The 25,501-nt window shown below is 54.9% G+C and carries 21 protein-coding genes and 1 CRISPR repeat array; of the genes, 9 read left to right on the forward strand and 12 right to left on the reverse strand.

All coding sequences use genetic code 11. From position 1 onward, the window contains the following. Positions 1 to 77: 77 nt before the first annotated feature. Entirely contained in the window at positions 78 to 317 is a 240-nt protein-coding gene (locus F6S87_RS00865) for a nucleotidyltransferase domain-containing protein (RefSeq protein ID WP_231129296.1), read from the forward strand. Here the strand turns inward: F6S87_RS00865 and F6S87_RS00870 are convergent. The 4 genes from F6S87_RS00870 to rpsT all read right to left on the reverse strand — a co-directional run bounded on the left by F6S87_RS00870 (position 254) and on the right by rpsT (position 4,528). Beyond that, complete coding sequence (locus F6S87_RS00870) at positions 254 to 1,144, reverse strand: carbon-nitrogen hydrolase family protein (protein WP_196779056.1); 891 nt, start codon at positions 1,142 to 1,144, stop codon at positions 254 to 256. The genes F6S87_RS00865 and F6S87_RS00870 overlap by 64 nt on opposite strands. Positions 1,145 to 1,290: 146 nt before the next feature. Next, the gene (locus tag F6S87_RS00875; RefSeq protein ID WP_163226794.1) at positions 1,291 to 2,025 is read right to left on the reverse strand and encodes a MerR family transcriptional regulator; all 735 of its coding nucleotides are present in this window, start codon (positions 2,023 to 2,025) and stop codon (positions 1,291 to 1,293) included. Between the two features lie 178 nt (positions 2,026 to 2,203). Then, positions 2,204 to 4,093 (reverse strand): translation elongation factor 4, encoded by a 1,890-nt coding sequence (gene lepA / locus F6S87_RS00880; protein WP_163226795.1) that lies wholly within the window; start codon positions 4,091 to 4,093, stop codon positions 2,204 to 2,206. Positions 4,094 to 4,267: 174 nt separating this feature from the next. Further along, the gene (gene rpsT, locus F6S87_RS00885) at positions 4,268 to 4,528 is read right to left on the reverse strand and encodes a 30S ribosomal protein S20 (protein ID WP_163226796.1); all 261 of its coding nucleotides are present in this window, start codon (positions 4,526 to 4,528) and stop codon (positions 4,268 to 4,270) included. 153 nt (positions 4,529 to 4,681) lie between these two features. Here rpsT and F6S87_RS00890 point away from each other — a divergent pair, with 153 nt between their 5' ends. Beyond that, a complete protein-coding gene (locus tag F6S87_RS00890) occupies positions 4,682 to 4,846 on the forward strand; it encodes a hypothetical protein (protein ID WP_163226797.1) in 165 nt (54 codons plus the stop codon). A gap of 36 nt (positions 4,847 to 4,882) precedes the next feature. Here F6S87_RS00890 and F6S87_RS00895 read toward each other — a convergent pair whose 3' ends face one another. Then, on the reverse strand, positions 4,883 to 5,437 hold the full coding sequence (locus tag F6S87_RS00895) for a YbaK/EbsC family protein (protein ID WP_163226798.1): 555 nt from the start codon (positions 5,435 to 5,437) through the stop codon (positions 4,883 to 4,885). Positions 5,438 to 5,815: 378 nt separating this feature from the next. Between F6S87_RS00895 and F6S87_RS00900 the strand changes: the two genes are divergently transcribed. Together F6S87_RS00900 and F6S87_RS00905 are read left to right on the forward strand one after the other, a co-directional pair. Next, the gene (locus tag F6S87_RS00900; protein ID WP_163226799.1) at positions 5,816 to 6,118 is read left to right on the forward strand and encodes a hypothetical protein; all 303 of its coding nucleotides are present in this window, start codon (positions 5,816 to 5,818) and stop codon (positions 6,116 to 6,118) included. Positions 6,119 to 6,233: 115 nt separating this feature from the next. Beyond that, complete coding sequence (locus F6S87_RS00905) at positions 6,234 to 6,758, forward strand: GNAT family N-acetyltransferase (RefSeq protein WP_163226800.1); 525 nt, start codon at positions 6,234 to 6,236, stop codon at positions 6,756 to 6,758. A 191-nt stretch (positions 6,759 to 6,949) separates the two neighbouring features. Here F6S87_RS00905 and F6S87_RS00910 read toward each other — a convergent pair whose 3' ends face one another. Together F6S87_RS00910 and F6S87_RS00915 are read right to left on the reverse strand one after the other, a co-directional pair. Further along, positions 6,950 to 7,255: a hypothetical protein gene (locus tag F6S87_RS00910; RefSeq protein ID WP_163226801.1), complete on the reverse strand. Its 306-nt coding sequence runs from the start codon at positions 7,253 to 7,255 to the stop codon at positions 6,950 to 6,952. Between the two features lie 57 nt (positions 7,256 to 7,312). Continuing rightward, positions 7,313 to 8,164: an arginase family protein gene (locus F6S87_RS00915; RefSeq protein ID WP_163226802.1), complete on the reverse strand. Its 852-nt coding sequence runs from the start codon at positions 8,162 to 8,164 to the stop codon at positions 7,313 to 7,315. 378 nt (positions 8,165 to 8,542) lie between these two features. Between F6S87_RS00915 and F6S87_RS00920 the strand changes: the two genes are divergently transcribed. Continuing rightward, positions 8,543 to 8,752 carry a hypothetical protein gene (locus F6S87_RS00920; protein WP_163226803.1) on the forward strand — a complete coding sequence of 70 codons (210 nt, stop codon included), beginning with the start codon at positions 8,543 to 8,545 and terminating at the stop codon, positions 8,750 to 8,752. Positions 8,753 to 8,782: 30 nt separating this feature from the next. Here F6S87_RS00920 and F6S87_RS00925 read toward each other — a convergent pair whose 3' ends face one another. Further along, positions 8,783 to 9,367, reverse strand: coding sequence for a hypothetical protein (locus F6S87_RS00925; protein WP_163226804.1), 585 nt, complete (start codon positions 9,365 to 9,367; stop codon positions 8,783 to 8,785). 454 nt (positions 9,368 to 9,821) lie between these two features. Between F6S87_RS00925 and cas9 the strand changes: the two genes are divergently transcribed. The 4 genes from cas9 to csn2 all read left to right on the forward strand — a co-directional run bounded on the left by cas9 (position 9,822) and on the right by csn2 (position 16,070). After that, positions 9,822 to 13,991: a type II CRISPR RNA-guided endonuclease Cas9 gene (gene cas9 / locus F6S87_RS00930; RefSeq protein ID WP_163226805.1), complete on the forward strand. Its 4,170-nt coding sequence runs from the start codon at positions 9,822 to 9,824 to the stop codon at positions 13,989 to 13,991. Positions 13,992 to 14,221: 230 nt separating this feature from the next. Continuing rightward, the gene (gene cas1 / locus F6S87_RS00935) at positions 14,222 to 15,094 is read left to right on the forward strand and encodes a type II CRISPR-associated endonuclease Cas1 (protein WP_163226806.1); all 873 of its coding nucleotides are present in this window, start codon (positions 14,222 to 14,224) and stop codon (positions 15,092 to 15,094) included. An 11-nt stretch (positions 15,095 to 15,105) separates the two neighbouring features. Next, complete coding sequence (gene cas2 / locus F6S87_RS00940) at positions 15,106 to 15,411, forward strand: CRISPR-associated endonuclease Cas2 (protein ID WP_163226807.1); 306 nt, start codon at positions 15,106 to 15,108, stop codon at positions 15,409 to 15,411. Then, positions 15,408 to 16,070, forward strand: coding sequence for a type II-A CRISPR-associated protein Csn2 (csn2, locus tag F6S87_RS00945; protein WP_163226808.1), 663 nt, complete (start codon positions 15,408 to 15,410; stop codon positions 16,068 to 16,070). Before cas2 ends, csn2 begins: the two co-directional genes overlap by 4 nt. 27 nt (positions 16,071 to 16,097) lie before the next feature. Further along, positions 16,098 to 20,754: direct repeats of the CRISPR family, unit length 36 nt; unit sequence GTTTCAGATCCTTAGCAGACCAGCTATCTAGGAAAC. 645 nt (positions 20,755 to 21,399) lie between these two features. Here the strand turns inward: csn2 and F6S87_RS00950 are convergent. From F6S87_RS00950 to F6S87_RS00965, 4 genes are all read right to left on the reverse strand, one after another. Beyond that, positions 21,400 to 21,987 (reverse strand): hypothetical protein, encoded by a 588-nt coding sequence (locus tag F6S87_RS00950; RefSeq protein WP_163226809.1) that lies wholly within the window; start codon positions 21,985 to 21,987, stop codon positions 21,400 to 21,402. A 275-nt stretch (positions 21,988 to 22,262) separates the two neighbouring features. Next, entirely contained in the window at positions 22,263 to 23,297 is a 1,035-nt protein-coding gene (locus tag F6S87_RS00955) for a GIY-YIG nuclease family protein (RefSeq protein WP_163226810.1), read from the reverse strand. 225 nt (positions 23,298 to 23,522) lie between these two features. Continuing rightward, a complete protein-coding gene (locus F6S87_RS00960) occupies positions 23,523 to 24,761 on the reverse strand; it encodes a zinc-ribbon domain-containing protein (RefSeq protein WP_163226811.1) in 1,239 nt (412 codons plus the stop codon). A gap of 161 nt (positions 24,762 to 24,922) precedes the next feature. Beyond that, complete coding sequence (locus tag F6S87_RS00965) at positions 24,923 to 25,444, reverse strand: hypothetical protein (protein ID WP_163226812.1); 522 nt, start codon at positions 25,442 to 25,444, stop codon at positions 24,923 to 24,925. Between the last annotated feature and the right edge of the window lie 57 nt (positions 25,445 to 25,501).

Consider the following 25,501-nt stretch of genomic DNA (forward strand, 5'->3'; position numbering starts at 1 on the left):
ACGCCCTCGTCGTGTTCGAGCGCGTCGCCGTGGCAGAACGTCTGGATTCAAAACCGTGACACCGAGAAAGGAGCCACATGGCACACCATCCCACCGAAACCGTCGACGTCGACGAACTCTTCTCGAAGATCGCCCAATGGCCCGAAGTCGAAGCCATCGCGCTGGGCGGTTCCCGCGCGAGTGGCAACAGCGACGCGAAATCGGATTACGACGTGTACCTGTACACCACGGCGCCGATCGACGAGAACCGCCGCTACCGCCGGGCATCCGGGCGAATGAACGGGGAATGCACTGCCGTGTCCATAAGCGCCCCGTAACAACGGGGATGCCGATAGGCGTTGCCCATCACTTCATGGGCACGGTAGGCACGCAGCATGGCCAAGTCGACGGAGCCGATATGGATCCCCTCGTCTTCGGGAGCTTCCAGCACGCACATATCGCGCGACCATGGTTCCTCGTCCAGCCATGCGACGCCGTCGAAGATGGTGGAATGCCCGTTGCAGTCCGGGTGCGACGCCGGATAGTTGCAGGTGGCGATGGCCACCATGTTCTCGTAGGCGCGCGTGCGCAGGCACGAGAGCCGGTTGATTTCCATGGGGCACGCATTCGGCGCGAGAATGACTTCCGCGCCCTGCAGCATGAGCAGGCGTGCGCTTTCCGGAAATTCACGGTCGAAACAGATCATCGATCCGACCCTCACAGTCCCGAGGCGCGTGTCGAGATCGGCCACGTAGAACCTGTCGCCCAGGCTCAGGCGGATCTCGTCGGAAAAATCACAGGTATGCACCTTGGCGTACCGCAACGCCTCACTGCCATGGCGGTCGAACAGCACGACCGTATTGCGCGGCAACGGATCCCGGCGCTCCAAGAACGTGATGGCGATAGCCATGTCCAGTTCGCGGGCAAGGTCAGCGAATGCCTGCACAAAGGCACCATGGCCGTCAACGGCAAGCGCCTTCAATTCATCCGAATCCTCCGGAATGCGGTATCCGCTGCTCCACATTTCCGGGAACAGCGCAATGTCGGCGCCCTGTTCGCCGGCAGCCCGACATGCGGCAATCCCCTTGGCCAGATTGGCTGCCGTGTCGCGTTCCGGCAGCAGCTGTAGCAATGCGATCCGCAGGTTCATGTTTCCGTCCGTCATTGCATGCCCTCCCATTCGTCGTCGAAGCGCCCGTTCCCGGCAAAATCGTCGTGCAACGCTTCGTCGCAGACCGTACCGCCCCCCATGGTATGCCAACACGGTCATTCCCGACGAGGGCAGGACGACGGCACGGAACAAGCGAGGTGCTACTTCCTGACTGGCACTCGTCCCTGGAAGTGCTCGACGCACCAAACTTTCTCATTGCTGCCGGGGGCACGCAGCAAGCGGGTGTGCAACGTGTGGCGCGCGAAGAACCATGACCAGAACGCCGGCCTGAATTCCCGGCGGGTCGCCGGATCCCAGTAGACGACGTGACGGTAGTAGCTGGCGGTCATTGCGGCCATCATGATGACCGCCGCCGCGAGCCCGATGCTGAAGATCCACCAGATTCCGGTGTGGATGGACCAGACCAGCGTGCCGATCCAGGCAATGTCGGCCAGGATGCTGACGATGATCATCAGCGCGAAGAAACGGTGCGAGAGTGTTTTGCTTGCCATGTGGTTCGCCATGTCCGTTCGGTCGGCCACCGTGAGCGTGCCATGCAATGCCAGGTCGTCGTCGAGGGCGTCTATCGCAGTGATCCTGCGCTGCGCCTCGGCGATGCCAGATTCCAGCTTCTGCCGCTGCTCGCCGAGCAGGTCCTGCAGCATCCGCGTGCTGTACGGACTCTCCATGACAGTGCGGATCGCGGCGAGGCTCAGTCCGGTGTCCTTGAGCATGAGGATGTACTCGAGAGCACGCACGTCGGCGTCATCGTAGAGGCGCTTGCCTCCCGTGCTCATGGACGACGGATTCAGCAGGCCCTGACGGTCGTAGTACTGAATGGTGCGTACGGATACGCCGCACAGCTTAGCGACGTCTCCGGTGGTGTAAGTAGACAATGGCCTACCTCCTTTCGTAGAGCCATTGCAGTGCATGACGCGACGTCACGGGCAAATCCACGGCGTGTCGATGCCGGATCGGCACGGGTTGTCCGGCGTGGTGACGCGGCGTCATGCCGGTATTGCGTCCACGAAAGAACGTCGATTCGGCGAAGTGCAGGCTCAATGGCCTCCGGACTCAGCCTTCGGTCTTCTGGGCGGCGCGGATCTTGTCCTTCGTGTCGCGATCGTTGGCGGAGTCGCCGGTCTGCAGGGCGGCGATGAACGCCTCCTGCGGCACCTCGACATGGCCGAGCATCTTCATGCGCTTCTTGCCGGCCTTCTGCTTCTCGAGAAGCTTGCGCTTGCGGGTGATGTCGCCGCCGTAGCACTTGGCAAGCACGTCCTTGCGCAGCGCGCGGATGTTCTCGCGGGCAATGATGCGCGAGCCGATCGCGGCCTGAATCGGGATTTCGAACTGCTGGCGCGGAATGAGCTCGCGCAGCTTCTTCGTCATCATGACGCCGTACGAATACGCCTTGTCGCGGTGTACGATCGCCGAGAACGCGTCCACGCGCTCGCCCTGAATGAGGATGTCGACCTTGACGAGGTCCGCGGCCTGTTCACCGTCCTCGTGATAGTCGAGTGACGCGTAGCCCTTGGTGCGGCTCTTCAACTGGTCGAAGAAGTCGAAGACGATTTCGGCGAGCGGAATGCGGTAGTGCATTTCCACGCGGTCGGTCGAGATGTATTCCATCGTGCCCATGATGCCGCGGTGGTCCTGGCACAGGTCCATGACGGCGCCGATGAATTCCTTCGGCGTGATGATGTCGGCGGCGACCATCGGTTCGACAATCTTCTTGATCTTGCCGTCCGGGAATTCGCTCGGGTTGGTGACGCGGTGGACGGTGCCGTCCTCGGACGTGACCTCGTACGGGACGTTCGGGGCGGTCGAGATGAGGTCGAGGCCGAATTCGCGCGAGAGTCGTTCGGAAACGATCTCCATGTGCAGGAGTCCAAGGAAGCCGCAGCGGAAACCGAAGCCCAGTGCGACGGACGTTTCCGGTTCATAGATCAACGCCGCGTCGTTCAGCTTGAGCTTGTCGAGCGCCTCGCGCAGTTCGGGGAACTGGGCGTTGTCGATCGGGAACAGGCCGGCATAGACCATCGGCTGCGGATCACGGTAGCCGGGCAGTGCTTCCTTCGCCGGGTTGGCGGCCGACGTGATCGTGTCGCCGACCTTCGACTGGGACACGTCCTTCGCGCCGGTGATGACATAGCCGACCTCGCCGGCGCCGAGCGCCTTCGTCGGCATCATGTCCGGCGAGATGACGCCGATCTCGATCGGATCGTGCGTCATGCCGATGCCCATCATGTGCAGCTTCTCGCGGCTGCGCAGTTCGCCGTCGACCATGCGGATGTAGGTGACGATGCCGCGGTAGGAGTCGTAGACCGAATCGAAGATCAATGCGCGGGCCTCGGCATCCGGATCGCCCTTCGGCTCGGGAATGTCGATGACGATGCGGTCGAGCAGTTCGGCGACGCCTTCGCCGGTCTTGCCGGAAACGCGCAGCACGTCGGACGGATCGCAGCCGATCAGGCCGGCGATTTCCTCGGCATGCTTGTCCGGTTCGGCACTCGGCAGGTCGATCTTGTTGAGCACGGGAATGATCGTCAGGTCATGGTCGATCGCCATGTACAGGTTGGACAGCGTCTGCGCCTCGATGCCCTGCGTCGCGTCGACGAGCAGCACGGCGCCCTCGCATGCGGCCAGCGCGCGCGAGACCTCGTAGGTGAAGTCGACGTGGCCCGGGGTGTCGATCATGCCAAGCGTGTATTCGACGCCGTCGTACGTCCACGGCACGCGCACGGCCTGCGACTTGATCGTGATGCCGCGTTCCTGCTCGATGTCCATGCGGTCGAGGAACCGGTCATGCATTTCGCGCTCCGGCACGATGCCGCTCAGCTGCAGGATGCGGTCGGCCACCGTCGACTTGCCATGGTCGATGTGGGCGATGATGCAGAAATTGCGGATGAGCGACTGGTCGGTCGCTCCCGGCTGATTATGCTGCGGCTTGGGCTGGCTCACGCATTCCTCCTCGAAAGTCTTGATACGTCCACGATTCTACCCAACATCGCGATCGCGGCGTTTCATTCCCGGCAAGATAGTCCGGACAAACAAAAAGTCCCGGAAGCTTGCGGTTTTCCGGGACTCAAATAGGTCTAAGCCTGAAGCAGTGCCGTCACTTGCGGCAGATCGAACTCACAGGGCGTTGATCTGCAGGGCGAGGCTGGACTTGCGGTTCGCAGCCTGGTTCTTGTGGATGACACCGGCGCTGGCGGCCTTGTCGAGCTTCTTGGCGGCGATCGCGAACTTCTCCTGCGCGAGGGCCTTGTCGCCGGCGGCGATGGCTTCGCGGGTGTGACGGACAGCGGTCTTGATAGCCGACTTCACGGCAACGTTGCGCTTGTGAGCCTTCTCGTTGGTGAGAACGCGCTTCTTCTGCGACTTGATGTTAGCCAATTGTTAATCTCCAAACGACTAATTACCTATTAGGACATACAAAGAAGAAATATACCACGGGGCGAGGATTTTTCCATCATCCCCTCTCCCCTACAATGAATTCTCGGGAATATCCCCGAAAACATATTCACGGGTTGTCACAAGGAGCACACCATGGACGAACATCCGGTCATCGCCGCCATCATCGTGCTGTTGATCGTCGGCATCGTGGTCACGATCCTGACGAAGCTGCTGTGGCTGCTGTTCGTCGTCGCCGTCATCATCATCGCGGTCGCCATTGTCTACCGCTTCGTCTCCGGCGGCGGCCGGCCGCTCTGAATTTCGTTCCGGCCGAGAGAACGATCCTGCCGTCCTTCAGAACGTCACGACGGCGATGGAACATTGTTCGGCCAGGAACTGGAGGACGTCGACAAGATGGCCGGCGTCGAAAACGATCGATTCGGCGTTGCTAAACAACGGAAATGCGATTGCTCCCGCGTAGCGTTGCAACGCCGCCGACACGGCCACCGTCACCGGCCGGCCCTCCTCACTGTCTGCATCATTGTTGTCATGGGTCGTCGTCAACACGTCAAACAGCGACACACGTCCCAGCTCGGTGTTCAGTGCCGACATCATGATCTCCGGCGACGCGAAGCTCAGCCTCGTCGTGCCGGCAGCCGCCTTGACGGCCTTGAGATCCACGCGTCCTTCATCCCCCGTGACGATCAATACGGGATTCCCATGCGTGTCGACAACCAGCAGGTTGCGCACGATGCCGCCCGGTTCGAGGCCGAGCAGCTCGACGACTCCCCTGTCGAATCCTTCCTGCACATTGTCGATCGCCGGATGCCGGACGACGCGGTACTCCACGTTCGCGTCATCCAGCAACGCCAGCGCCCGATCGCGCAGACTGTTGCCGGCCGCCGTCATATTCGTCCTCTCCATACTCATGGAATCACAGTATCGCCGCAACTGGATGTACGGGCAGACAGAGCCAGAAGACGATTGCTTCAGGACAGTTGCCGCAAGGACCGGACCGAAATACCCTCGTCGTCATCGTCATCGCGGCCACCATCGTCTATCGTTTTCGGTTCCGGTTGCGGCCGCCCGCGCTGAAAACCGAGGAGACTCCAATGCATTCCCGACGCATTTCCAAGGTCTCTCTGCCATGCTCGACGCATGGGTTCCGGACCATCGGTCCGGAATAACTCCGCCGCCGTTCCGGTTGGGGCAGGCAGTATCGTCGTCCAGAGTCCCCGGGGCGCAATGCCGCTTCCCGGTCGACGGTTGCCATCAGAAAGGTCGTTCATGGTCCGCAAGGTTCTCAGCATCGCACTCACCGTCATCGTCTACGCCGCGCTCGCAGTCGTGTTCCTGAAGCTGTTCTGGCCACTGCTTCTGCTGCTCGTCGTCGTTGGCGCGTGGACGTATTTCCGCATGCGCAGGAACCTCAGGAAGATGCGCGCCGCCTTTGCCGCACAGGCGCCCGGCACCCAGTCGTTCGGCGGTCGCGGCACCGGTTACGGCGACTACGCCGACGTCGTCGACACGACGGTCAGCACGCCTTCGTCGTCCCAACCGGCCGACGGCTATCGGGAAATTGGCCGCTGAGTATCAGCTTTTCAGCCCGTAAATACGGACAATTTAACCATTGGAAACTATTTTTCCCGCACCTTCATGATTCGGCGCTGGCCACACGGCCGGCGCCGTCCTATACTCGGGCACCATGCATGAAACCGATCACGCCGTTCCGGCCCCGTTTGAACTCAAGTCCTTCGCAGAACTGACGACTGCGGAGCTGTATGCCATCCTGCGCGTGCGCGCCGCCGTCTTCGTTGTCGAGCAGCATTGTCCCTATCAGGATGTCGACGGCCTCGACGAAGCGTCGCTTCACCTGTTCGCATGGAATGCCGATCATACTGAACTCGTCGCATACCTGCGCATCATGCCGGCGGGTGTCGCCTATCCGGGCGCCGTCGGCATCGGCCGCGTGCTCACCGACGGCGAACGCGGCACCGGCCTGGGCGGCCGCCTGCTTCGCGCCGCCGTCGCCGCCATCGACGACATCTACGACCATCCGATCATTCGTCTCGCCGCCCAGCAGCACGCCACCGGCTTCTACGCCCGCGAGGGATTCGTGCCGTGCTCGGAACCATTCGACGAGGACGGTATTCCCCACGTCGAAATGATCCGACCCGCCACCCAGTCAGCCGCCACCCAGTCAGCCGCCACCCAGTCAGTCGTCGCCTAGTCAGTCACCGTCATTCAATTGCCGAACCGCCGGAGCAGGAATTCCGCAGCTTCGTCATTCAGTTCGACCGGCGTATTGCCGGCGAACCGTTCGCGAGCGCTGCTCGTTCGTTGTTGTCCGGCTTGGTGTCGGGATGAGGTGGCCGAATTCAATTGCTGCGCATACGAGAGTCCATCTAGTCCTGAATCAGATCAGTTCTTGCGCCCGTCATCGGTCACGTGACCGGACTGTCCATCATATTCGGAAGAATCTGTCGACTTCGCTTGTTCCAGTTGTTTCTTGTAGGCCATGCAGCGTGTCATAAGGTCGGGTTCATCAGGGTCGCGTGGATCGGGCAGAAAGAAGCACAGGTCGGCCAGCAGGAGCAATGGTATCGCCATCCAGCCGTGTGGCTGGACGGCGTAGACAGCGATCCCGATGATGATCAGGACGATGCCGCATGCGAGCTTGGTCCACCTCAGGACGATGATGACCCGATGACGCATTGTCGGCGACATGACAGTGCTCCTTCCCCGTGCATTCATTCCGTTTTCCGCTTGCCCCTGTTGCACTCCCTATTCCGTGAACAGCGGGAGACTCTCGAGCATGTTGTGCAGGTTCTGTTCGTCGAACGGGAGGTATTCGGCGATCGTGAATCCGACGACGTCGGAGTTGTCAGTGATGAGCTTGAGCGTGTGGGCGAGCTGCTCCATGGTCATGGCACCGCTGCCGCTGCCATCGCCGACGAGGTTCTTGTTGGCGAAGTAGGTGGAGTGGAAGAGGTTGGCGTCGAGCACGTCGATATCGAGATGGACGAGAATATGGTCGAACCGGCCGGTGAATTCGCGGATTGCGTCGTCTGTCAGGAATCGTTCGGTCTGTATGCGGTAGTCGACGCCGCTGTCGTCGAGGAATTTCTTCTGGTAGTCGTGGAGTTGCTGGAGGCCGACGTAGAGGATGTCGTCGGCGTCGAACCTGGGATGCCGCATCTGTGCGGCGAGTTCTGTGTCGCCGTCGCCCATCAGTGACGCGAGGACCATGGCGTGGGCGTAGGGGTAGTTGTCATGCGGGTTGGACACGTCGGGGTGAGCGTCGATCCAGATGATGCCGAGATTGTCGTACAGGCCATGCAGGTAATCGAATGGCGCGAGGGACACGACGCAGTTGCCGCCGATGGTGATGATCCTGTCGGGCCGCTCCCCCGCGATGGCTTCCTGCGCCTTGTGCACGCCGTCGAGAACTTCGTTTCGCGCGTACATGCCGTCAGTGACGGTGCGATTCTTGCCGTCCGGCGGCGTCAGGTTCACCTTGACGAGCGGCTGCCGGTCGTTGTCGGGAAGGATGTGCACGAGCAGGTTCGCGCCGAAATAGTAGGTGTCGAGTCCGCCGCTGAGATAGTCCGGATACAGCAGTCGAATCGTCTTCATGATCGTCAATCCTTCTTGTAGCTTCTGTCGCTGGGTCCTATCAACAACTGATTAGCGGATTGGTTCCGTCGTGACAACGGGTAAACATCGGAGAGATGTCCAGTCAGCGTTCGGCAGGAATGTCCATGAACATTTGTCGCGGGCGGGAGCCGGCTGGAGGGAGAATAAGACGAGCGCCTCGGCTACCACCAAGAAGGGCGGTAGCGGGGGCGCTCGGTTGGTATTATCATCTCGCGCATTGTGCCGGCCACCAACCATTTTGCGCATGTCCTGTCGCGATGTCCTGTCTCGGCTGGCAAGCAGTTTCCCCGCGGCCGTTCCGACTCCCCTATTCTTGGGTCGGTCAACGGAACGCTAATGACGGAAGGAATGACGACCATGCGTATTCACTGGACCGCCGGCCTGCCGGTGGCGCTGCTCATCCTGCTCGGCCTGCTGAGCGTCTCGACAGGACAGTCGGCACTGCTGTCGGCAGCACTGTTCGCCTGTGCCGCCGTCGCAATGTTCGCGCTGCTGGCGTGGTCGTATTGGCAGAAAAGAACGATTCGCCCGACCGAGCCGATGCCGGAACCAGTCGTTGAAGACTAAAACGCACGGGCCTTTCCGTGCTGGCCCGAACTATTCCGATTCGGTTCCCCGGTACAGTTTGCCGAAGAGCTCGCCCACGCGCCGGCCGAGCGTCTCGAATTGTTCGCGTTCAGTGTCGACAAGATGCTGCACCTGATGGATCGCGATGTCGTCGCCGGATTGCTGTGCCGTGAACAGCTCCGCCTCGGCCGCCACCTGTCGTTCCCGACAGGATTCCACGTCGTCGACGAGGAGGACCATGACGACGGCGTCCGCGAGCGCGAACCAGTTGGATTGTATCGGTTCGTTGAGGTCGGCTCGGCCGTCGTCGTAGACGGTCTTGATGGTGGCGAGGGAGACGATGCCGGCCCATTCGGGTGTGGGCAGTATGCCGTCCCTGTGTTTCTGGGCGTGTGGTTCGTCGGCGTCGAGCATGTCCTGCCACATTCCTCCCGCGGCGACGGGGAACATGTTGAGGTTGTCGTGGTAGACGTCGAGTGCCTGGTCGTATGACGTGAATGGGTATAGTGTCTGGCTGTAGACGGTTTCCCGGTCGTGCATGATGGTGGTTTGGACTACGAGGTCGCCGGGTTGTGGCAGCGATTCTTTCTGGACGGTGTTCTCGTTGTCGTTCATTCGTCTCCCGTGTTTCGTTGCTGTTTGTTGCCGCACCTGTCTTCGTTGGCGTCATGGCATGGATAGAGTGCTCATCGTATCTGTCGAAGAGGAATCGGCGAGCCATTTTCTCATTGTGGGATGGTGACGATTCTCCCTCGTCAGTCGACTAATGATGCTGGCACTCTCGTTACATGTAGAGGCCCATGTCTACTTGAAATAGCAGCTAAAAGACAGAGGATTAACCCTCTATTTTTCTGTAGAATTCTCTGTAAAGAGTCGTCATGTCCACTGTGCCCACTGTAGGCGGATTACTGTTCCGAGGTTTCGGTTTACCTCGCTGATTCACTGTTTATTCTGTTAGGCCCCGGACCGATGGTTGAGATAGTTTCAATATGTTTTTGGCAAGATCGGTCTTATTTATTCTATGCTCGTCTATGACGTTCATTTTGGGGAGAACGAAAAGAGATACGACATGACAGAGAAGTCAGCGGATTTTGAGTATGCGATCGGATTGGATTTGGGTACAACCTCGGTTGGATTTGTCGCAATGAAGCCAGATTACAAGCTTGTCAGGGCCAAAGGCAGAGAAATCATCGGAGTCCGACTATTCAATTCGGCAGACAGTGCAGCGAAGCGTCGAACATACCGTACTACGCGTCGTCGTCTAGCTCGGAGGAAGTGGCGATTGCGGTTTGTCGACAATATCTTCGCCTCCGCTATCACCGGACAAGATCCAAATTTCTTTAAGCGCCGTCAGTATTCATGGGTGCATAGGAAAGATGCCCAGAATAGGGATCATTACTATCAGGGACTCATCTTCGATTCACTTGAGGATGATAAGCGTTTCTATGCGTGTTACCCCACCATGTATCACCTGCGCAAAGATCTCATGGAGCACGACACCGATCCGCGTACGGGGCAGCCCTTTGATATTCGCGAAATATACATGGCGATTCATCACCTCATCAAGTTCCGTGGTCATTTCCTGATTTCCGGATCATTTGATGCCTCGAAAACGTTCGATGCAAAACAACTAATCACGCTTCTGCAACAGCTGGTGCATGAGTTCGCTACGGAAGAGCATCCGGCGAACTTCAATGACGTTGACGCGAACGAGATAAAAGCGGCCCTGATCGACACGCATCATTCCCGTTCCGCTCGCGTCAACAATACGCTCACCCTGTTCGGTACGCTGTCCAAGACTCAAAAAGAAATCGTGAAGCAAGCACTTGTCGCCATTGTCGGTAACAAGCCCGATTTCGCGAAAATCTTTGGTCTGACCGATATAGAATCCAGTGACAACAACAAATACAAGTTCCCGTTCAATGACAAGAACATCGATTCCAAGAGCACCGAACTGGAGAACCTGCTCGACGAAGACGATACTGAATCATTCCGGGCCCTTCGACAGATGTACGACGCTATCACATTGATGCAGCTTCTTGGAGAAAATACAACGTTATCGGACGCGATGATCCAACGCTATGAGACGCACAAGAGAAACTGGGAAACGTGCAAGACATATCTGCGCAACGACTTCAATAAGGAAGTGGTGAACCACAACTATCTAGTTCTCACGCATCAATGGAACAAGCTAGAAAAACCAATTTCGATGACCCAGCGCGACAATGAATGCGCAAAGGCCAAGAAATTTTTCGAAAAACTCATTACCGATTCAAGTCTTGATGACAAGAAGGATCTTCTCAGGCAACTGGCGGACGACGCACTGTTCCCGCTAGAACGCAGTTCGGATAATGGCGTCATTCCACATCAGCTACATCTGCATGAACTTCACGTCATCATTGAACGTCAACGTAAGTATTATCCGTTCCTTGCTGACACCGTCGATGTTGATGACGGATTCGGCAAGAAACACACCGAAAACAGGCTCGAAGCGCTCCTTAAGTTCCGCGTCCCCTACTATGTGGGGCCATTGGTGGCTCCCGACAATATGAAGAGTGGCGAGAACGCCGAAAATCACTGGATGATCCGCAAGGACCCTTCGGACAAGACAGCGATCACTCCATGGAATATCGGCAAGGTTATCGACTACGACGCTTCCGCACGCCAATTCATTGAACGGTTAACCGAGGACGACACATATCTCATAGGCGAACCAACATTACCGAAGAATTCGTTGATCTATCAGGAATACGAGGTACTCAGCGAGCTAAACAATTGTCGCGTCCAAAACAGCTCTGACAAACGCTCGCATCCGCGCCGACTGACGCCACTTGAAAAGGACTGCCTCGTCGAAGTCTTTAAACGCCACAAGACAGTGACCTGCAAGAGGGCGCAGAACGCATTGCTCACGGAAATGGGCACCACATACACGATCAGCGGACTATCGGATCCGACCAAGTTCGTCAGCTCACTGTCAAGCTATATCAACCTGTCAGAGATATTCGGATCGGCGTATGTAGAGTCGCACCGTGCCCAGATGGAACAGTGCATCGAAATCCAAACCGTTTTCGAGGACCAAACTATGATCGCCCATCAACTCGGCATGATCGAAGGACTGACCAGCGATGACATCGACAGGATCTCTCGCGTCTCATATACAGGATGGGGACGTCTTTCCCGCAAGCTCCTGACCAGCCGCATCGCCAAGACCAAGCTGTCAGACGACTTCGAACCCACCATGCACAGCATCCTGGAAATCATGCGAAACAGTGGTTCCAATCTCATGGAAATCCTTGCCGATACCGGTAATGGCGTGCATGCGTGGATCGACAAGCAGAATCGCAATGCCGACCTCGGCGTCTCCCTCGAGGAGCAGATCGATGACATGCGTGTATCCCCCGCTGCCAAGAGGGGCGTCAGGCAGGCCATCAACGTCATCGACGACATCGCTGATGCTGTTGGACATTATCCATCGCGCATCTTCCTCGAGACCGCAGATGACATGCAGCCCAGCAGACGAGCCGCCTCGAGGAAGTCCAAACTTGAAAGCCTGTACAAGAACAGCGCCCTGAACAAGGAGTACAAGGAACTGTTCAACCAACTGCAAGCGACGAATAACAGAGAATTCACCGACCGGATGTATCTGTACTACACCCAACTCGGCAAGGACATGTATACCGGCGAACCCATCGACATCGATCGAATCTCCACCGCGTACGACATCGACCATATCGTTCCGCAGGCAAAGACCAAGAACGATTCGTTCGACAATCGTGTCTTAGTCAGCCGCAAGGAAAACGCACGCAAGTCCGATTCCATGCTATACACGACAAACACCATAAACAGAATGCGTGACTTCTGGAAGCAACTGCTCGATATGGGGCTTATCAGCCAGAAAAAGTTCCAATCACTCACCCGAACCGAGGAACTGAGTCTCTATGAGCAGGAAAGATTTGTCAACCGGTCGTTGGTGGATACCCGTCAAATCATCCGAAACGTCTCCACACTGCTACGCCAACGATACGGGACCAGCACTGCAGTCACCGGAATGAACTCCTCCATTACGGGCGATATGCGGCAGTATCTGGGATTCGTCAAAGATCGCGACATTAACGACTACCACCATGCACAAGACGCCCTGTGCATCACAGCAGCGGGCTATTTCATGAGCAACCGTGGATTTTTCGACAACCAACAGGCGACAGATACCGGAGCCAACCCTCTCTTCACAAACTCGTTCAGCATATACCTCAACAACTATTTGCAGGATTATCGTGAGTCGCTGAGCAATGGCAAACGCGCCAACCCATTCGGATTCGTAGTCGGTTCCATGTGCTCACATAACGAAGTATTGCGCACCAATCCCGCTACGGGAGAGGTGGTGTGGAATGACGACAATGCCAGTTATCTGCGGCACGTCATGGGCTACAGGAAGATGCTTGTCACCTACAAGACCTACGACGATATTGGGAAACTTTACGATGAGACTCGTCAACCCCGTGGCGGCAAGAAACTGATTCCCGCCCATAAAGAACAGGAGGAAACTGCCCTTTATGGTGGGTTTACCAACGGTACGGTCGCATGCGCGGTGCTCCTCGCGGATCGAAAGGGCAATGCATTCGGCGTAAATATTCCAATGAGCATGTATCAGGAATATCTGAATTGCCGGGAGGACAATGATCTCCTGCTGGCGCTGCTGATGCCGCTTGATCCTAAGAAAATCAAGGGAGCATCGATTCTACTCAATCATCTACCCAAGAATCAGCTCATGAAATACCGAAATGCATATATGCTATTCCTCTCCGCTACCGAACTCGGCAATGCACAGCAGCTTTGGCTTGACGGGCCGACCTATGACACCGTGCACGCTTTTCTCAAGAATCCTGAATCTGTAGATCCCAACAGCATCCAGCATGCCTTCGAGACGATTCTAGATGCCATGCAGCGTTTCTATCCGCTTTATCCGATAACAAGTGAAAAGCGCGCTGAGGCTCTACGTAAATTCGCCGAACTTCCCATCGACAAGCAGCATACCGACCTGCAAAATCTGCTTCACAAAGTTTTGCATGCCGCGGGGAGCCGCGCCAACCTGCAGGATATTGGTCTGGGTTCCGATTTTGGTCGTTACCGCACCTTCAAGCCGGCTGATGACGATTGCTTCATCATGCAAACCCCCAGTGGTCTGACTGTACAGTCTATTTCGGTTTCCGAGTTAAAAAAGAAAGCTGGACTCTCCTGACAAAAGGATGGCCCCGGAGGCAAGCTCCGGGGCCATCAAGGCCATAAGGCTGGATTTTTCAATCCTGTGAAACGCAGCTTTCGCCTTGTTTTATTTCAATGTATCCCTAGCAGACCAGCTATAGGAAACTGTGGATCATCGACCAAACGATCCGCTAGCAATAATAGCAGTACTTCAGTGCTTTGCCAACCATTTATCTAGAAAACGAGATAACAACTGAAAGGGCGCCTATGACTTGGAGAACTGTAGCCATCATTACCCAAAGTAAGATTTCCTCGAAAAACAATCTGCTTATCATCCAGAACGACGACGGTGTCCATTCCGTCCCTCTCTCCGATATCGGCACCGTACTCATTAACTCTACCCGCTCGGTAATCACCACTCACGCCATAGACGAGCTCCTCAAGAAAGACATCAGAATTATCTGTTGCGATGACAAAGGCTTCCCTAACGGGCAAATCATGCCAAAACGTTCCAGTACTGGACGTCGACAGAAAATCATGATGCAAATGCATTGGGATCAACTACGCAAGGACAGACTTTGGCAGCACATCATTCAGGAAAAAATTCGCATTCAAGCCCAGACTCTCGAATACCTCGATATCGGGAAAACCTCCGAGCTCTTTTCTCTAATTGCTCAAGTTACGCCAGGAGATGCCGATAACAGGGAAGCCGTGGCCTCCCATCTGTATTTTCCCAGACTATTTAGTTACGAATTCACTCGTAACGATGAAGAGCAGAACATCAACTCACTGCTCAATTACGGCTATGCCATCATTCTCTCCGAAGTATCGCGTTGCATCGCACTGCACGGCTACCTCAACGAATTCGGCATCCATCATGACAACGACCACAATCCATACAATCTTGCATGTGACCTCATGGAGCCTTTCCGCCCCTTCGTAGACGAGGAAGCCTTCGCCATTGGTAGCACACCGCTGACGCCCGAAATCAAACAGCGACTCATACGATTGTTACGAAGAGACAATGATCGACTTCGCACCTCTCTTGCCGTCGCCATCGAGGGGTTCGTCAGTAAGGCATTGCGATACCTACGAGAAGAAAACGCGGAGCTGCCGCAAGTTAGGTCGTTCGCGGAATGAGGTACCAAGTCATGAGAGTCGTGATCTTCTTTGATCTGCCGGTCACAACTGCCAGGCAACGCCGTGCTTATCGAGATTTCCGGAAAAACCTCTTAGAGGAAGGATTCCTCATGATCCAAGAGTCCGTCTATATTCGCATTACCACGAACCGCGTCAGTGCGATTGCACTGGAAAAACGAATCGCGGAGATCGTACCGTCGGAGGGCGTTGTCCAGTCGCTACTTGTAACAGAAAAACAATATGCATCTATGCGTTTCCTGTCTGGAACTCCCGTTGATGATATACGTAACAGCGACGAAAGAACTATTTTCCTATGATCGACAACATCACTGTTTTCCCATACGAGCCCATGAGCCTGACGACAGGATTCAACCGCATCACGCTCGGCAACCCACGCCTTTTCTTCCAGTTCATCAGAGGCTTACGGTCGGAACAAGACAACGTGATTTTGTCCCTAGACAACAATCCTGTTTCAGCTAATCATGTCATGTTATTTCTTGGGGACGCAGCCACTCCCCCTGATCTCAACAGTCTCCTGCTGAAAGATGTCCTCGCAAAGCTCACAGAGTCGTTTGCCGACATCGAGTTAATGGAAATCCATGACCTCTATGCTAATTTGCATAATCAAATTCAGCAAAAAGTATGGATGGAAGACCTTCCACTGACGCTCGCATCAACGTTCGACGTCAAAAAGATAATATCGCTATACAAGCCGTCTATCATGCTGGAAGAGCCAGCATCGATTTTTGAGGAGATCCGGGATATTGTAGAGCTTATGGGGGCTCTGCATGAACAGCGGACGCTCGTGATGCTTCATATAACTCAATATTGTCAGATAGCACAAATAAAATCGCTACATCAGTATCTTCTTGACCAAGAGATACAACTCCTAGATATCGAGTGCACTGACCAGCACTCTGGTTTGGAAGGAATACGAGACCATTATGTCGATAGAGATTATGTTCAGTTCACGTGAACCGTTCAGGAATCTCTAAGGCTATCGGTTTCAGATCCTTAGCAGACCAGCTATCTAGGAAACGTCGGTGCAGAAAATCAGCTCGTCGCTGGAGTTTCAGATCCTTAGCAGACCAGCTATCTAGGAAACTATGCCCCTATGTTACCAGTTGCGGCTGTAGTTTCAGATCCTTAGCAGACCAGCTATCTAGGAAACCCCCGTCCGCTGGACGGTGACGAACGGGTAGTTTCAGATCCTTAGCAGACCAGCTATCTAGGAAACACGCGGTTTCGCCCCAGTTGAACTTGATCAGTTTCAGATCCTTAGCAGACCAGCTATCTAGGAAACGCTGCCCAACAGTTTTCGACCACAACCACAGTTTCAGATCCTTAGCAGACCAGCTATCTAGGAAACGCTCGTCTACAGGTTGTAGAAGGAGTCTCCGTTTCAGATCCTTAGCAGACCAGCTATCTAGGAAACTACAAGGCCGTCCGCAAGGAATTCGGGCCGGTTTCAGATCCTTAGCAGACCAGCTATCTAGGAAACGACGATCTCGAGACCGTCACCACGCGAATAGTTTCAGATCCTTAGCAGACCAGCTATCTAGGAAACGCAGCGCAGCGAGTACGTGCGCGACGAGCAGTTTCAGATCCTTAGCAGACCAGCTATCTAGGAAACCTGCTTGAACCGCGCAAACTCGCCGGTCTTGTTTCAGATCCTTAGCAGACCAGCTATCTAGGAAACGATCTGGTAGCGTGGCCGTCCGTCGGCCGCGTTTCAGATCCTTAGCAGACCAGCTATCTAGGAAACTCCTTCTGCGTGATCCCCTTCTGCTCTATGGTTTCAGATCCTTAGCAGACCAGCTATCTAGGAAACAAAAGCAGGCCGAACAGCTCGCCAAGACGAGTTTCAGATCCTTAGCAGACCAGCTATCTAGGAAACACTGTTCGGTGTCGAACGTGTCGAGGGCGGGTTTCAGATCCTTAGCAGACCAGCTATCTAGGAAACTTCTTCTGGTCACGTCGAACACTGGCGGAGGTTTCAGATCCTTAGCAGACCAGCTATCTAGGAAACTGCAGAAGGCTGCCGCCAGCCTGTATCCGAGTTTCAGATCCTTAGCAGACCAGCTATCTAGGAAACTTCATCGAGCGTCAGATAGCGGCGTCGCACGTTTCAGATCCTTAGCAGACCAGCTATCTAGGAAACAGCACCGCCGTCGCCGTATTCAGCGCCCACGTTTCAGATCCTTAGCAGACCAGCTATCTAGGAAACCGGTGAGGGTGTCGAGGACCTGGATGCCGTGTTTCAGATCCTTAGCAGACCAGCTATCTAGGAAACATGTCGGCGAGGATGCCGGCGTGGATGTGCGGTTTCAGATCCTTAGCAGACCAGCTATCTAGGAAACGAATCCGGCGAACGAGAAAACATCAATGTCGTTTCAGATCCTTAGCAGACCAGCTATCTAGGAAACCAGGTCGACGGTTTTGCGGCCGAGCTGCCGGTTTCAGATCCTTAGCAGACCAGCTATCTAGGAAACGAGCCAATGGAGAAGACAGCATCGCCCGTCGTTTCAGATCCTTAGCAGACCAGCTATCTAGGAAACCGCGGCGGTAGCCGTTGGCGCGGCGCGGATGTTTCAGATCCTTAGCAGACCAGCTATCTAGGAAACTTCTTCGGGCTGGTGCGGAACGTCTGGAACGTTTCAGATCCTTAGCAGACCAGCTATCTAGGAAACGAGCCGGCCGGTCCATAGGCTAGGGCCATGGTTTCAGATCCTTAGCAGACCAGCTATCTAGGAAACGCGGCTGCTGGGCTGATTTGTGCGAGTGGCGTTTCAGATCCTTAGCAGACCAGCTATCTAGGAAACTTCCGCCTGGTGCATCGCCTCCGCGCTCTGGTTTCAGATCCTTAGCAGACCAGCTATCTAGGAAACATCAGCTGGGCGTTGACGTACACGTCGGTGGTTTCAGATCCTTAGCAGACCAGCTATCTAGGAAACGAATATGCTGCGACGTTGTACAGGACGATTGTTTCAGATCCTTAGCAGACCAGCTATCTAGGAAACTGTTCTTTGTTTTCTTCCTAATGGTGACCAGTTTCAGATCCTTAGCAGACCAGCTATCTAGGAAACCGACAACTAGCCGCCGCCATCACCCCTTCTGTTTCAGATCCTTAGCAGACCAGCTATCTAGGAAACTGTAGGCCGCGCCGAGCCCGTTCACGTTGCGTTTCAGATCCTTAGCAGACCAGCTATCTAGGAAACACTGTAAGTTGAGGCTGGGCTTCAATCCATGTTTCAGATCCTTAGCAGACCAGCTATCTAGGAAACGCGGGCGTTTGCCAAATCATCGTGACCGGGGTTTCAGATCCTTAGCAGACCAGCTATCTAGGAAACTCGGAGAGACAGATCGCGAACGGGCAAGGAGTTTCAGATCCTTAGCAGACCAGCTATCTAGGAAACAGTGAGTTGTGGAAGGCATTGGTGAAGTAAGTTTCAGATCCTTAGCAGACCAGCTATCTAGGAAACCCGAATCCGTCATGATGCCGAACTGCGAGAGTTTCAGATCCTTAGCAGACCAGCTATCTAGGAAACAGTCGGCGAGCGAGTCTGGACGGACCGGCTGTTTCAGATCCTTAGCAGACCAGCTATCTAGGAAACATGGACCTCGCGCACCGCATTCGCCCCGTAGTTTCAGATCCTTAGCAGACCAGCTATCTAGGAAACAGCTGATGGAGACGATGGGCCCGTCGGAAGGTTTCAGATCCTTAGCAGACCAGCTATCTAGGAAACGTACGGGTTCGCGCTCAACCCGGTTGGTTAGTTTCAGATCCTTAGCAGACCAGCTATCTAGGAAACCCTGCCAGCTCATCGCGCACCCCCGTCAACGTTTCAGATCCTTAGCAGACCAGCTATCTAGGAAACGGTACCGTAAGGCGTAGTGCAAGGCGGAATGTTTCAGATCCTTAGCAGACCAGCTATCTAGGAAACCGAACGTCGCCTCGTCGGGTTCGGGTTCGTGTTTCAGATCCTTAGCAGACCAGCTATCTAGGAAACGGCGACCTGTACCTGTGCAATTTCTGGACGGTTTCAGATCCTTAGCAGACCAGCTATCTAGGAAACCCCGCGCCACAACAACAAGGTCGAAAACAGGTTTCAGATCCTTAGCAGACCAGCTATCTAGGAAACGGGACCGTCGAACTGTCGATTGGCAATGTCGTTTCAGATCCTCAGCAGACCAGCTATCTAGGAAACTGACGCCGAAATTTTAAAAGGGCGTCCCCCGTTTCAGATCCTTAGCAGACCAGCTATCTAGGAAACGCAAGCCCGAAATACTTGATGAAATTCGACGTTTCAGATCCTTAGCAGACCAGCTATCTAGGAAACAGCCACAAGATCTTGCACAGCGAGAAGGTGGTTTCAGATCCTTAGCAGACCAGCTATCTAGGAAACACAACATCGGGCGGGACGATGGCCGACAGTGTTTCAGATCCTTAGCAGACCAGCTATCTAGGAAACTGATAGGACGTCTGGGCGTTGGACGCGTACGTTTCAGATCCTTAGCAGACCAGCTATCTAGGAAACCGCCGGCCAAGAGTCCCAGCCAGAGGAATAGTTTCAGATCCTTAGCAGACCAGCTATCTAGGAAACATTTCCGCCTGTTCAGGCGTGAGCTTCTGTGTTTCAGATCCTTAGCAGACCAGCTATCTAGGAAACAATGATTGGCGTCGTTCTTTAAAGTTTTCAGTTTCAGATCCTTAGCAGACCAGCTATCTAGGAAACCCGTCCAGTCGCGCACCTACACGGTCGTGTGTTTCAGATCCTTAGCAGACCAGCTATCTAGGAAACCCGACGACCGCAACGTGAACCTGACCCGCCGTTTCAGATCCTTAGCAGACCAGCTATCTAGGAAACCGTCGTGTTGCCCCATGCGGCGTTCTGGTAGTTTCAGATCCTTAGCAGACCAGCTATCTAGGAAACATCGCCTCAAAAGCGATTTCCACTGGAGTAGTTTCAGATCCTTAGCAGACCAGCTATCTAGGAAACAGTTCATTGCCAACAAGGGCACGGCAGTCGGTTTCAGATCCTTAGCAGACCAGCTATCTAGGAAACTCACCGACGACGACATCACCAAGATCGCCAGTTTCAGATCCTTAGCAGACCAGCTATCTAGGAAACGAGGAACGAGTCGATCGCGAGCTTCCAGTGGTTTCAGATCCTTAGCAGACCAGCTATCGAGGAAACATGCATAACCGCCAGCCCCCAGCCAGTGGAGTTTCAGATCCTTAGCAGACCAGCTATCTAGGAAACTCACATCGGATGGCGAACGTGCCGGATACAGTTTCAGATCCTTAGCAGACCAGCTATCTAGGAAACGATTCATGCGGCCGCTCCCACGTACTTGCGGTTTCAGATCCTTAGCAGACCAGCTATCTAGGAAACTCGCTCATGGCCATTTCGCACAGCATTTGCGTTTCAGATCCTTAGCAGACCAGCTATCTAGGAAACCCGCCGCGGCCGGCACCGACATGGAGTCGAGTTTCAGATCCTTAGCAGACCAGCTATCTAGGAAACCACGCCGACAAGGGTACCGGCGAATACTGGGTTTCAGATCCTTAGCAGACCAGCTATCTAGGAAACTATCGGACTCCCGATACGGATCCGCTTTTTGTTTCAGATCCTTAGCAGACCAGCCATCTAGGAAACTCTTGGTTTTGCGTCACGTGCGTGTTCGCTGTTTCAGATCCTTAGCAGATGTATTTAGTCTAATTAAATAGGTCGGTGTTGCCGTCAAAAACGGATGGTGTTGGCGTTCCTTTTTGGATGATTTTGCCGGGTCGCGTGAGGCGATACCGAGCCGGCAGCCACTCCTAGGTTTCAGCGGTGAAAGCAGTTCCTCCACGAGAATATCGCGACGAAGGAGCCGGCATCATACCCGAACCGGTATCAATACAACAACGTATCAGGATCCTTGACGCGCGGCATCCCGCTCGCCAGGATCGCAGAGGAAATGCAATTGAACGTCAAGACCGTGGCGGATACGCCCACACTCAGGACTGTTCCGAAACACCGCCGGTCGGCCGCTAGGTGCGTGGCAAGTTCGAGCTCGTCGTCGGCATCATCGACCGACAGCTTACCGAGGACCGCTATATACCCCGCAAGCAACGCCATGCCACCAACAAGAGGATTCGGGACGCTGGTGCCAACAATGCATGGTCTCCACCTCCCTGCGCCTGAACATGATTTCCTCCTGTCCCCTTGCGATACCATTCGATAGTGCTATCGTGCCACCGCGGAACAAAAATAAGTAGAAACATCCACGCGACGACTCCGCGAAGTGATGTCTTCGGTTTAGTTCGGCGCGTTTTCGCCGTATAGTCTGGCGATCCGTTCTTCCATGCGCTGATGGATCTCCTCGGCCTGTTTTCCGATGGTGTCGAAGTGGAGTTGAGCCTGGCTGATGGCGGTTTCGTCGCCGGTTTGCTGGGCGGCGACGAGTTCCGCCTCGGCTGCCAGTTCTTCTTTCTGGGAGACCTCGAAGTCCTCGAAGAGGAAACTCAGCGGGACGGCGTCCGCGAGCGCGAACTGGTCGGATTCGATGATTGCGAGCTCGATATTGCCGTGTTCGTCGATGCCGACGGCTTCGGCGATGCATATGCGGCATTTCCATTTGGGATCGGGCAGGATGATGTCTGCGTGTTGTTCGGCGAGGGGGTTGCCGTCGTCCAGTGATTTTCTCCACCAGTCTGCCGCGATGAGCGGGAAAATCCGATGCGCTTCCCGGTATTTGTCCGATGCATCGTCGGGCGTGGAGCAGTGTTCCGTTACGGCGTAGGCGCCATTCTCTTCGTATGTGATAGTGCATAGGATTGCCCGGTCGCCAATTTTCGATGGTAGATCTTTTCGAACGGAGTCATTGTTGTCATTTGTCGGTTTCATCGGTTCCCGGTCTCCTTCGTTATTGGTTGCGGTGTTTGTCTTCGTTGACGGCGCTGCGTGGAGACCATCTTATCTGTCGAGGGAAGGTAGACAAGTTGTTTTCTCATGTCCGGTACCCGGTAAAACTCTGGGAGTCCTGTGTCGCTGTCATCATGCTCGTTCTGTAGGCATGATCGGTTTGAAGATATGTTCCTGTTGTCCCTAGTAAATTGGCAGATGCGATTGCCGGGCCTCTTCATGACGCATTTCCATGGTGTTCGTGTTTCTTCATGGTGTCATTTCGTCGCAGTAGGTGCCTTCGCCGGCCTCCCCGTTTCCATTCCGTCGATGTTTGGCAGCGCGAGTTTCGTGTCGGACAGGCCACGGCGGCGGTGGAGATGGTCGAGGGTGTAATCGTTGTCGTCGACCCATTCGATCCATCCATTGACTGAACCGCCAAGGACAAATGTGGCTGCCGCGGACGGGGACGTGAACGTGATGTTTTCGTCGAGCCGGGTCACGCCGGTCATGTCATGGAACAGGCGTTCGCGTTCGCCGATGACGGTGGCTGAGTTGACTACCGGTCTGGTCAGGTCGACTTGCGATCCGGCGAGGACGGTCATGGATCCGGTGGCGGGATCGTAGATGGCACGGCCGGTGATGCCGTTGCGTCGAGTATGGAAAATCGTCGGCGGCGACTCAAGTGTTCTGTTAGTCGCATGACTGGTTGGCGGTGGGGAGGTTCGCCGGTTTGTCGGCGGCATCGTGGTGGCTGTCGGGTCTTGTCGCCGCTTCCCCGCGTGTTTCCGGTTGTCGGAGTTACTCTGTCCGGACACCGGGAATCCGAGTACTCGCATGCGCAGCTGGATGTTGTCGGCGAGTTCGCGGATGCGACGTTTCCGGTACGGGTTGGTTGCGGCTGCCGGCCGTGCGCGGTTGTCGAGGTCGTGGAGGCCGTCGCGATGGGCGCGTGCGATGAGCGTGGCCTCGAGTCCGTCGAGCACGTCGCGGTCGAGGTTGTCGTCGCTGTCGAGAAACATGACAGCGACCTTCCAGAAATCCTTCCGGACGACGTGGGCGTCAAGCCGGTTGATGCCCTGCGTGGTCTGGCCAATGTAGATGCGGCCGACTTGGCCGTGCATGTCGTCGAGCAGATAGTAGACGCCGCGATATGGCAATCCCGGCAACCGTCCGGCCTGGGCGACGAGTGTGCGCGGCACGACAACAGTGATCATCGACTCGCCTTCCCACCGGCAGATGCGTATGCCGTCGGGATTGCCGTCGATGATCTGCATTGTCACCGTCATCACGTTCAGGTCCGTATCGCCCATGATTCTTATCTCCCGTCACGTCAAACTGGCTTCATTGTATTGGCGGCCGGCGGCGATCGTCGTCAATTCGGCCAGCCGGATAGTGACAGGAAGAATACAGAACGATTCCTGCGCTCACAGGCGATTGCGAGCGCAGACCGGTGTTTCATATCAGGAGCATTACGTTGCACACTGTCCCATGTAGATCAGTTAGTGCAATCAGGAATGCGCAGTTTTACACATATCTTATTTCAAGAGCCAGTCCTTAATGGCGAGCATCGCGGATTCCGGCATCGGATGTGCCGAGTCAATATGCAATTCCAGATAAGCTGCATCTGTGATATCCAGCCCAGGCAGGCTGTCTTCTCTCAGCCGTACCACACGATACCCGGCATCAAGTAAATCCAAGGATTTTCGAAGATCAGTTTCGCGCTTGTCCTGATGCCAGTAAGCACCGTCATACTCCACAGCGACTTCGGCTTCCTCAAATAAAAAGAGGATGTCTGGGCGCCATCGCGTGCCCCGACTAAATTTCTGATTTGTCAATATCGGTCCCGACTTCACCTCGTTGAACATTGCTTTGGCAGCTTCGCAATATTCCAATTCCACCCTTGACTTGCCACGTTCCTTGCAGTCAGGACATGGCGAGCCACCGTGATATCGCGTTTCCACCTTGGCGTGCCAGCGGTGGGATGGATCATTTCGACAAATCCATTCTGGGATGAATACCGTTTGTCCGGTAGCCGTCACATGCCACGCCGATACTGGATTCTCGGGAGCCCATTCTTCGGCCAGATCGGGTGCGCAATAGGCAAGCGACCCCAAAGGAATTTCGCAATCCCTACAGCGCCATAATGGCCTATTGTGCAATCTTGCATAAGGATTTTCCTGCCACACTTTCCCGCAGCTCTCACATCGCCACCAGATTTTCCTTCGCGATGTTCCCTTCACTGTTTCCGGCGTAAACCGACCATTCATTTCATAGACCCATTGAGCAGCAATTTCTGGACAGCATTCTGACAATGGTTGTCTCAGCGGCGATTGTTTGCTCATACTATCTGCATCGTCTTCAGGTAGCCGGCTACTGCTCTTTTTACGAGAAGGAGGTTTCGGAGAACCAGTTCGGCTCAGGCATACGCATCCAAAGCCAATATCGCCCCAGTCTTTCACTGTCCGACGCTGGCATCGTCGACACTTGACCAATGCTGCGTAATCATGTCCGTTTTCGCGAAATACCTTAATGAGATCCAACTTTGCTTTGTCGCATCGCTCAGCAATTTGTTTATCCGTATGGTTTTCCAGGAAAAAGGAATGATATCTCGGTTCGTAGAATTTCCATCTGTAATAACAGACATCACAAGCTGGGCGGCCAGTTCTACCATCTTCTCTGCCCCATACCGTATAAGGAACATAGTCGGCTTCCACCCCGCATTTCAGGCAACGGCAGGATACAGGCTTTGACCTGTTTTGGAATTCACCGATCATAAGCATTCCCTGCCGGTCAAATCTGGCCTCGATGCATTTCATGCATAGTGTCGCCTGTCTTTTGAACACATCATTCTCAAGGCATTGGATGCACTTCTTCAAATCCGCATGTACCACTTTCCATATTGCAGTTATTTCTTCCGACTAGGATCGCGTCATCGTTACCACACAACTTCAATGCCTCCTGTGACCTCCGACCAATACTTGGAATCACTCGTATTCAGCATCCAGTTACCGCCAATAACAAGATGACCTCCGACATCTGTTCCTTCGGACAAAGCTTTCATAATGTCGACTTGGTTGTCGCGTCGATCAGCACTCGCATACACGCTTACGACATCATTTGCGCTGCAGTAACCTGAAGAGGCTGCATTCGTCACGATGTTCGTCTGATGGAAAATAGGACAGTCATAGCCTACCTCTTTGAGATCCTCAACAAATTTCTTGACCGTCGAATAGGTTTTCGACACCATATAGGTGAAGTCGGGTTCTCCTCTGTCGATTTCTACGATCTCATCGGCATTTGCTTTCCCGGACTCCTGCGCCGTAGCCATAGCAGTGTATTCAGAACTTGATGTCGCTCCCCTAACCACAATAACTACCGAGATCATTACAAGGGCCATCGTAGCTAGCAAACCAAGTGTCTTAACAACGGGATGGATTCTCTTCACCATTTCACGCATAGTAACCTCCACCGGTTCCAGGGTGCCGGATTTTCCCCTTCTCCTGTCACGTCTTTG

Source organism: Bifidobacterium choloepi (assembly GCF_010667615.1).
GTDB lineage: Bacteria > Actinomycetota > Actinomycetes > Actinomycetales > Bifidobacteriaceae > Bifidobacterium > Bifidobacterium choloepi.

Coding starts and splice junctions, on each gene's coding strand:
- F6S87_RS00865 (WP_231129296.1), top strand. CDS start 78: ATGGCACACCATCCCACCGAAACCGTCGACGTCGACGAACTCTTCTCG.
- F6S87_RS00870 (WP_196779056.1), bottom strand. CDS start 1,144: ATGACGGACGGAAACATGAACCTGCGGATCGCATTGCTACAGCTGCTG.
- F6S87_RS00890 (WP_163226797.1), top strand. CDS start 4,682: ATGGACGAACATCCGGTCATCGCCGCCATCATCGTGCTGTTGATCGTC.
- F6S87_RS00895 (WP_163226798.1), bottom strand. CDS start 5,437: ATGACGGCGGCCGGCAACAGTCTGCGCGATCGGGCGCTGGCGTTGCTG.
- F6S87_RS00900 (WP_163226799.1), top strand. CDS start 5,816: ATGGTCCGCAAGGTTCTCAGCATCGCACTCACCGTCATCGTCTACGCC.
- F6S87_RS00905 (WP_163226800.1), top strand. CDS start 6,234: ATGCATGAAACCGATCACGCCGTTCCGGCCCCGTTTGAACTCAAGTCC.
- F6S87_RS00910 (WP_163226801.1), bottom strand. CDS start 7,255: ATGTCGCCGACAATGCGTCATCGGGTCATCATCGTCCTGAGGTGGACC.
- F6S87_RS00915 (WP_163226802.1), bottom strand. CDS start 8,164: ATGAAGACGATTCGACTGCTGTATCCGGACTATCTCAGCGGCGGACTC.
- F6S87_RS00920 (WP_163226803.1), top strand. CDS start 8,543: ATGCGTATTCACTGGACCGCCGGCCTGCCGGTGGCGCTGCTCATCCTG.
- F6S87_RS00925 (WP_163226804.1), bottom strand. CDS start 9,367: ATGAACGACAACGAGAACACCGTCCAGAAAGAATCGCTGCCACAACCC.
- cas9 (WP_163226805.1), top strand. CDS start 9,822: ATGACAGAGAAGTCAGCGGATTTTGAGTATGCGATCGGATTGGATTTG.
- cas1 (WP_163226806.1), top strand. CDS start 14,222: ATGACTTGGAGAACTGTAGCCATCATTACCCAAAGTAAGATTTCCTCG.
- cas2 (WP_163226807.1), top strand. CDS start 15,106: ATGAGAGTCGTGATCTTCTTTGATCTGCCGGTCACAACTGCCAGGCAA.
- csn2 (WP_163226808.1), top strand. CDS start 15,408: ATGATCGACAACATCACTGTTTTCCCATACGAGCCCATGAGCCTGACG.
- F6S87_RS00950 (WP_163226809.1), bottom strand. CDS start 21,987: ATGAAACCGACAAATGACAACAATGACTCCGTTCGAAAAGATCTACCA.
- F6S87_RS00955 (WP_163226810.1), bottom strand. CDS start 23,297: ATGGGCGATACGGACCTGAACGTGATGACGGTGACAATGCAGATCATC.
- F6S87_RS00960 (WP_163226811.1), bottom strand. CDS start 24,761: ATGATCGGTGAATTCCAAAACAGGTCAAAGCCTGTATCCTGCCGTTGC.
- F6S87_RS00965 (WP_163226812.1), bottom strand. CDS start 25,444: ATGCGTGAAATGGTGAAGAGAATCCATCCCGTTGTTAAGACACTTGGT.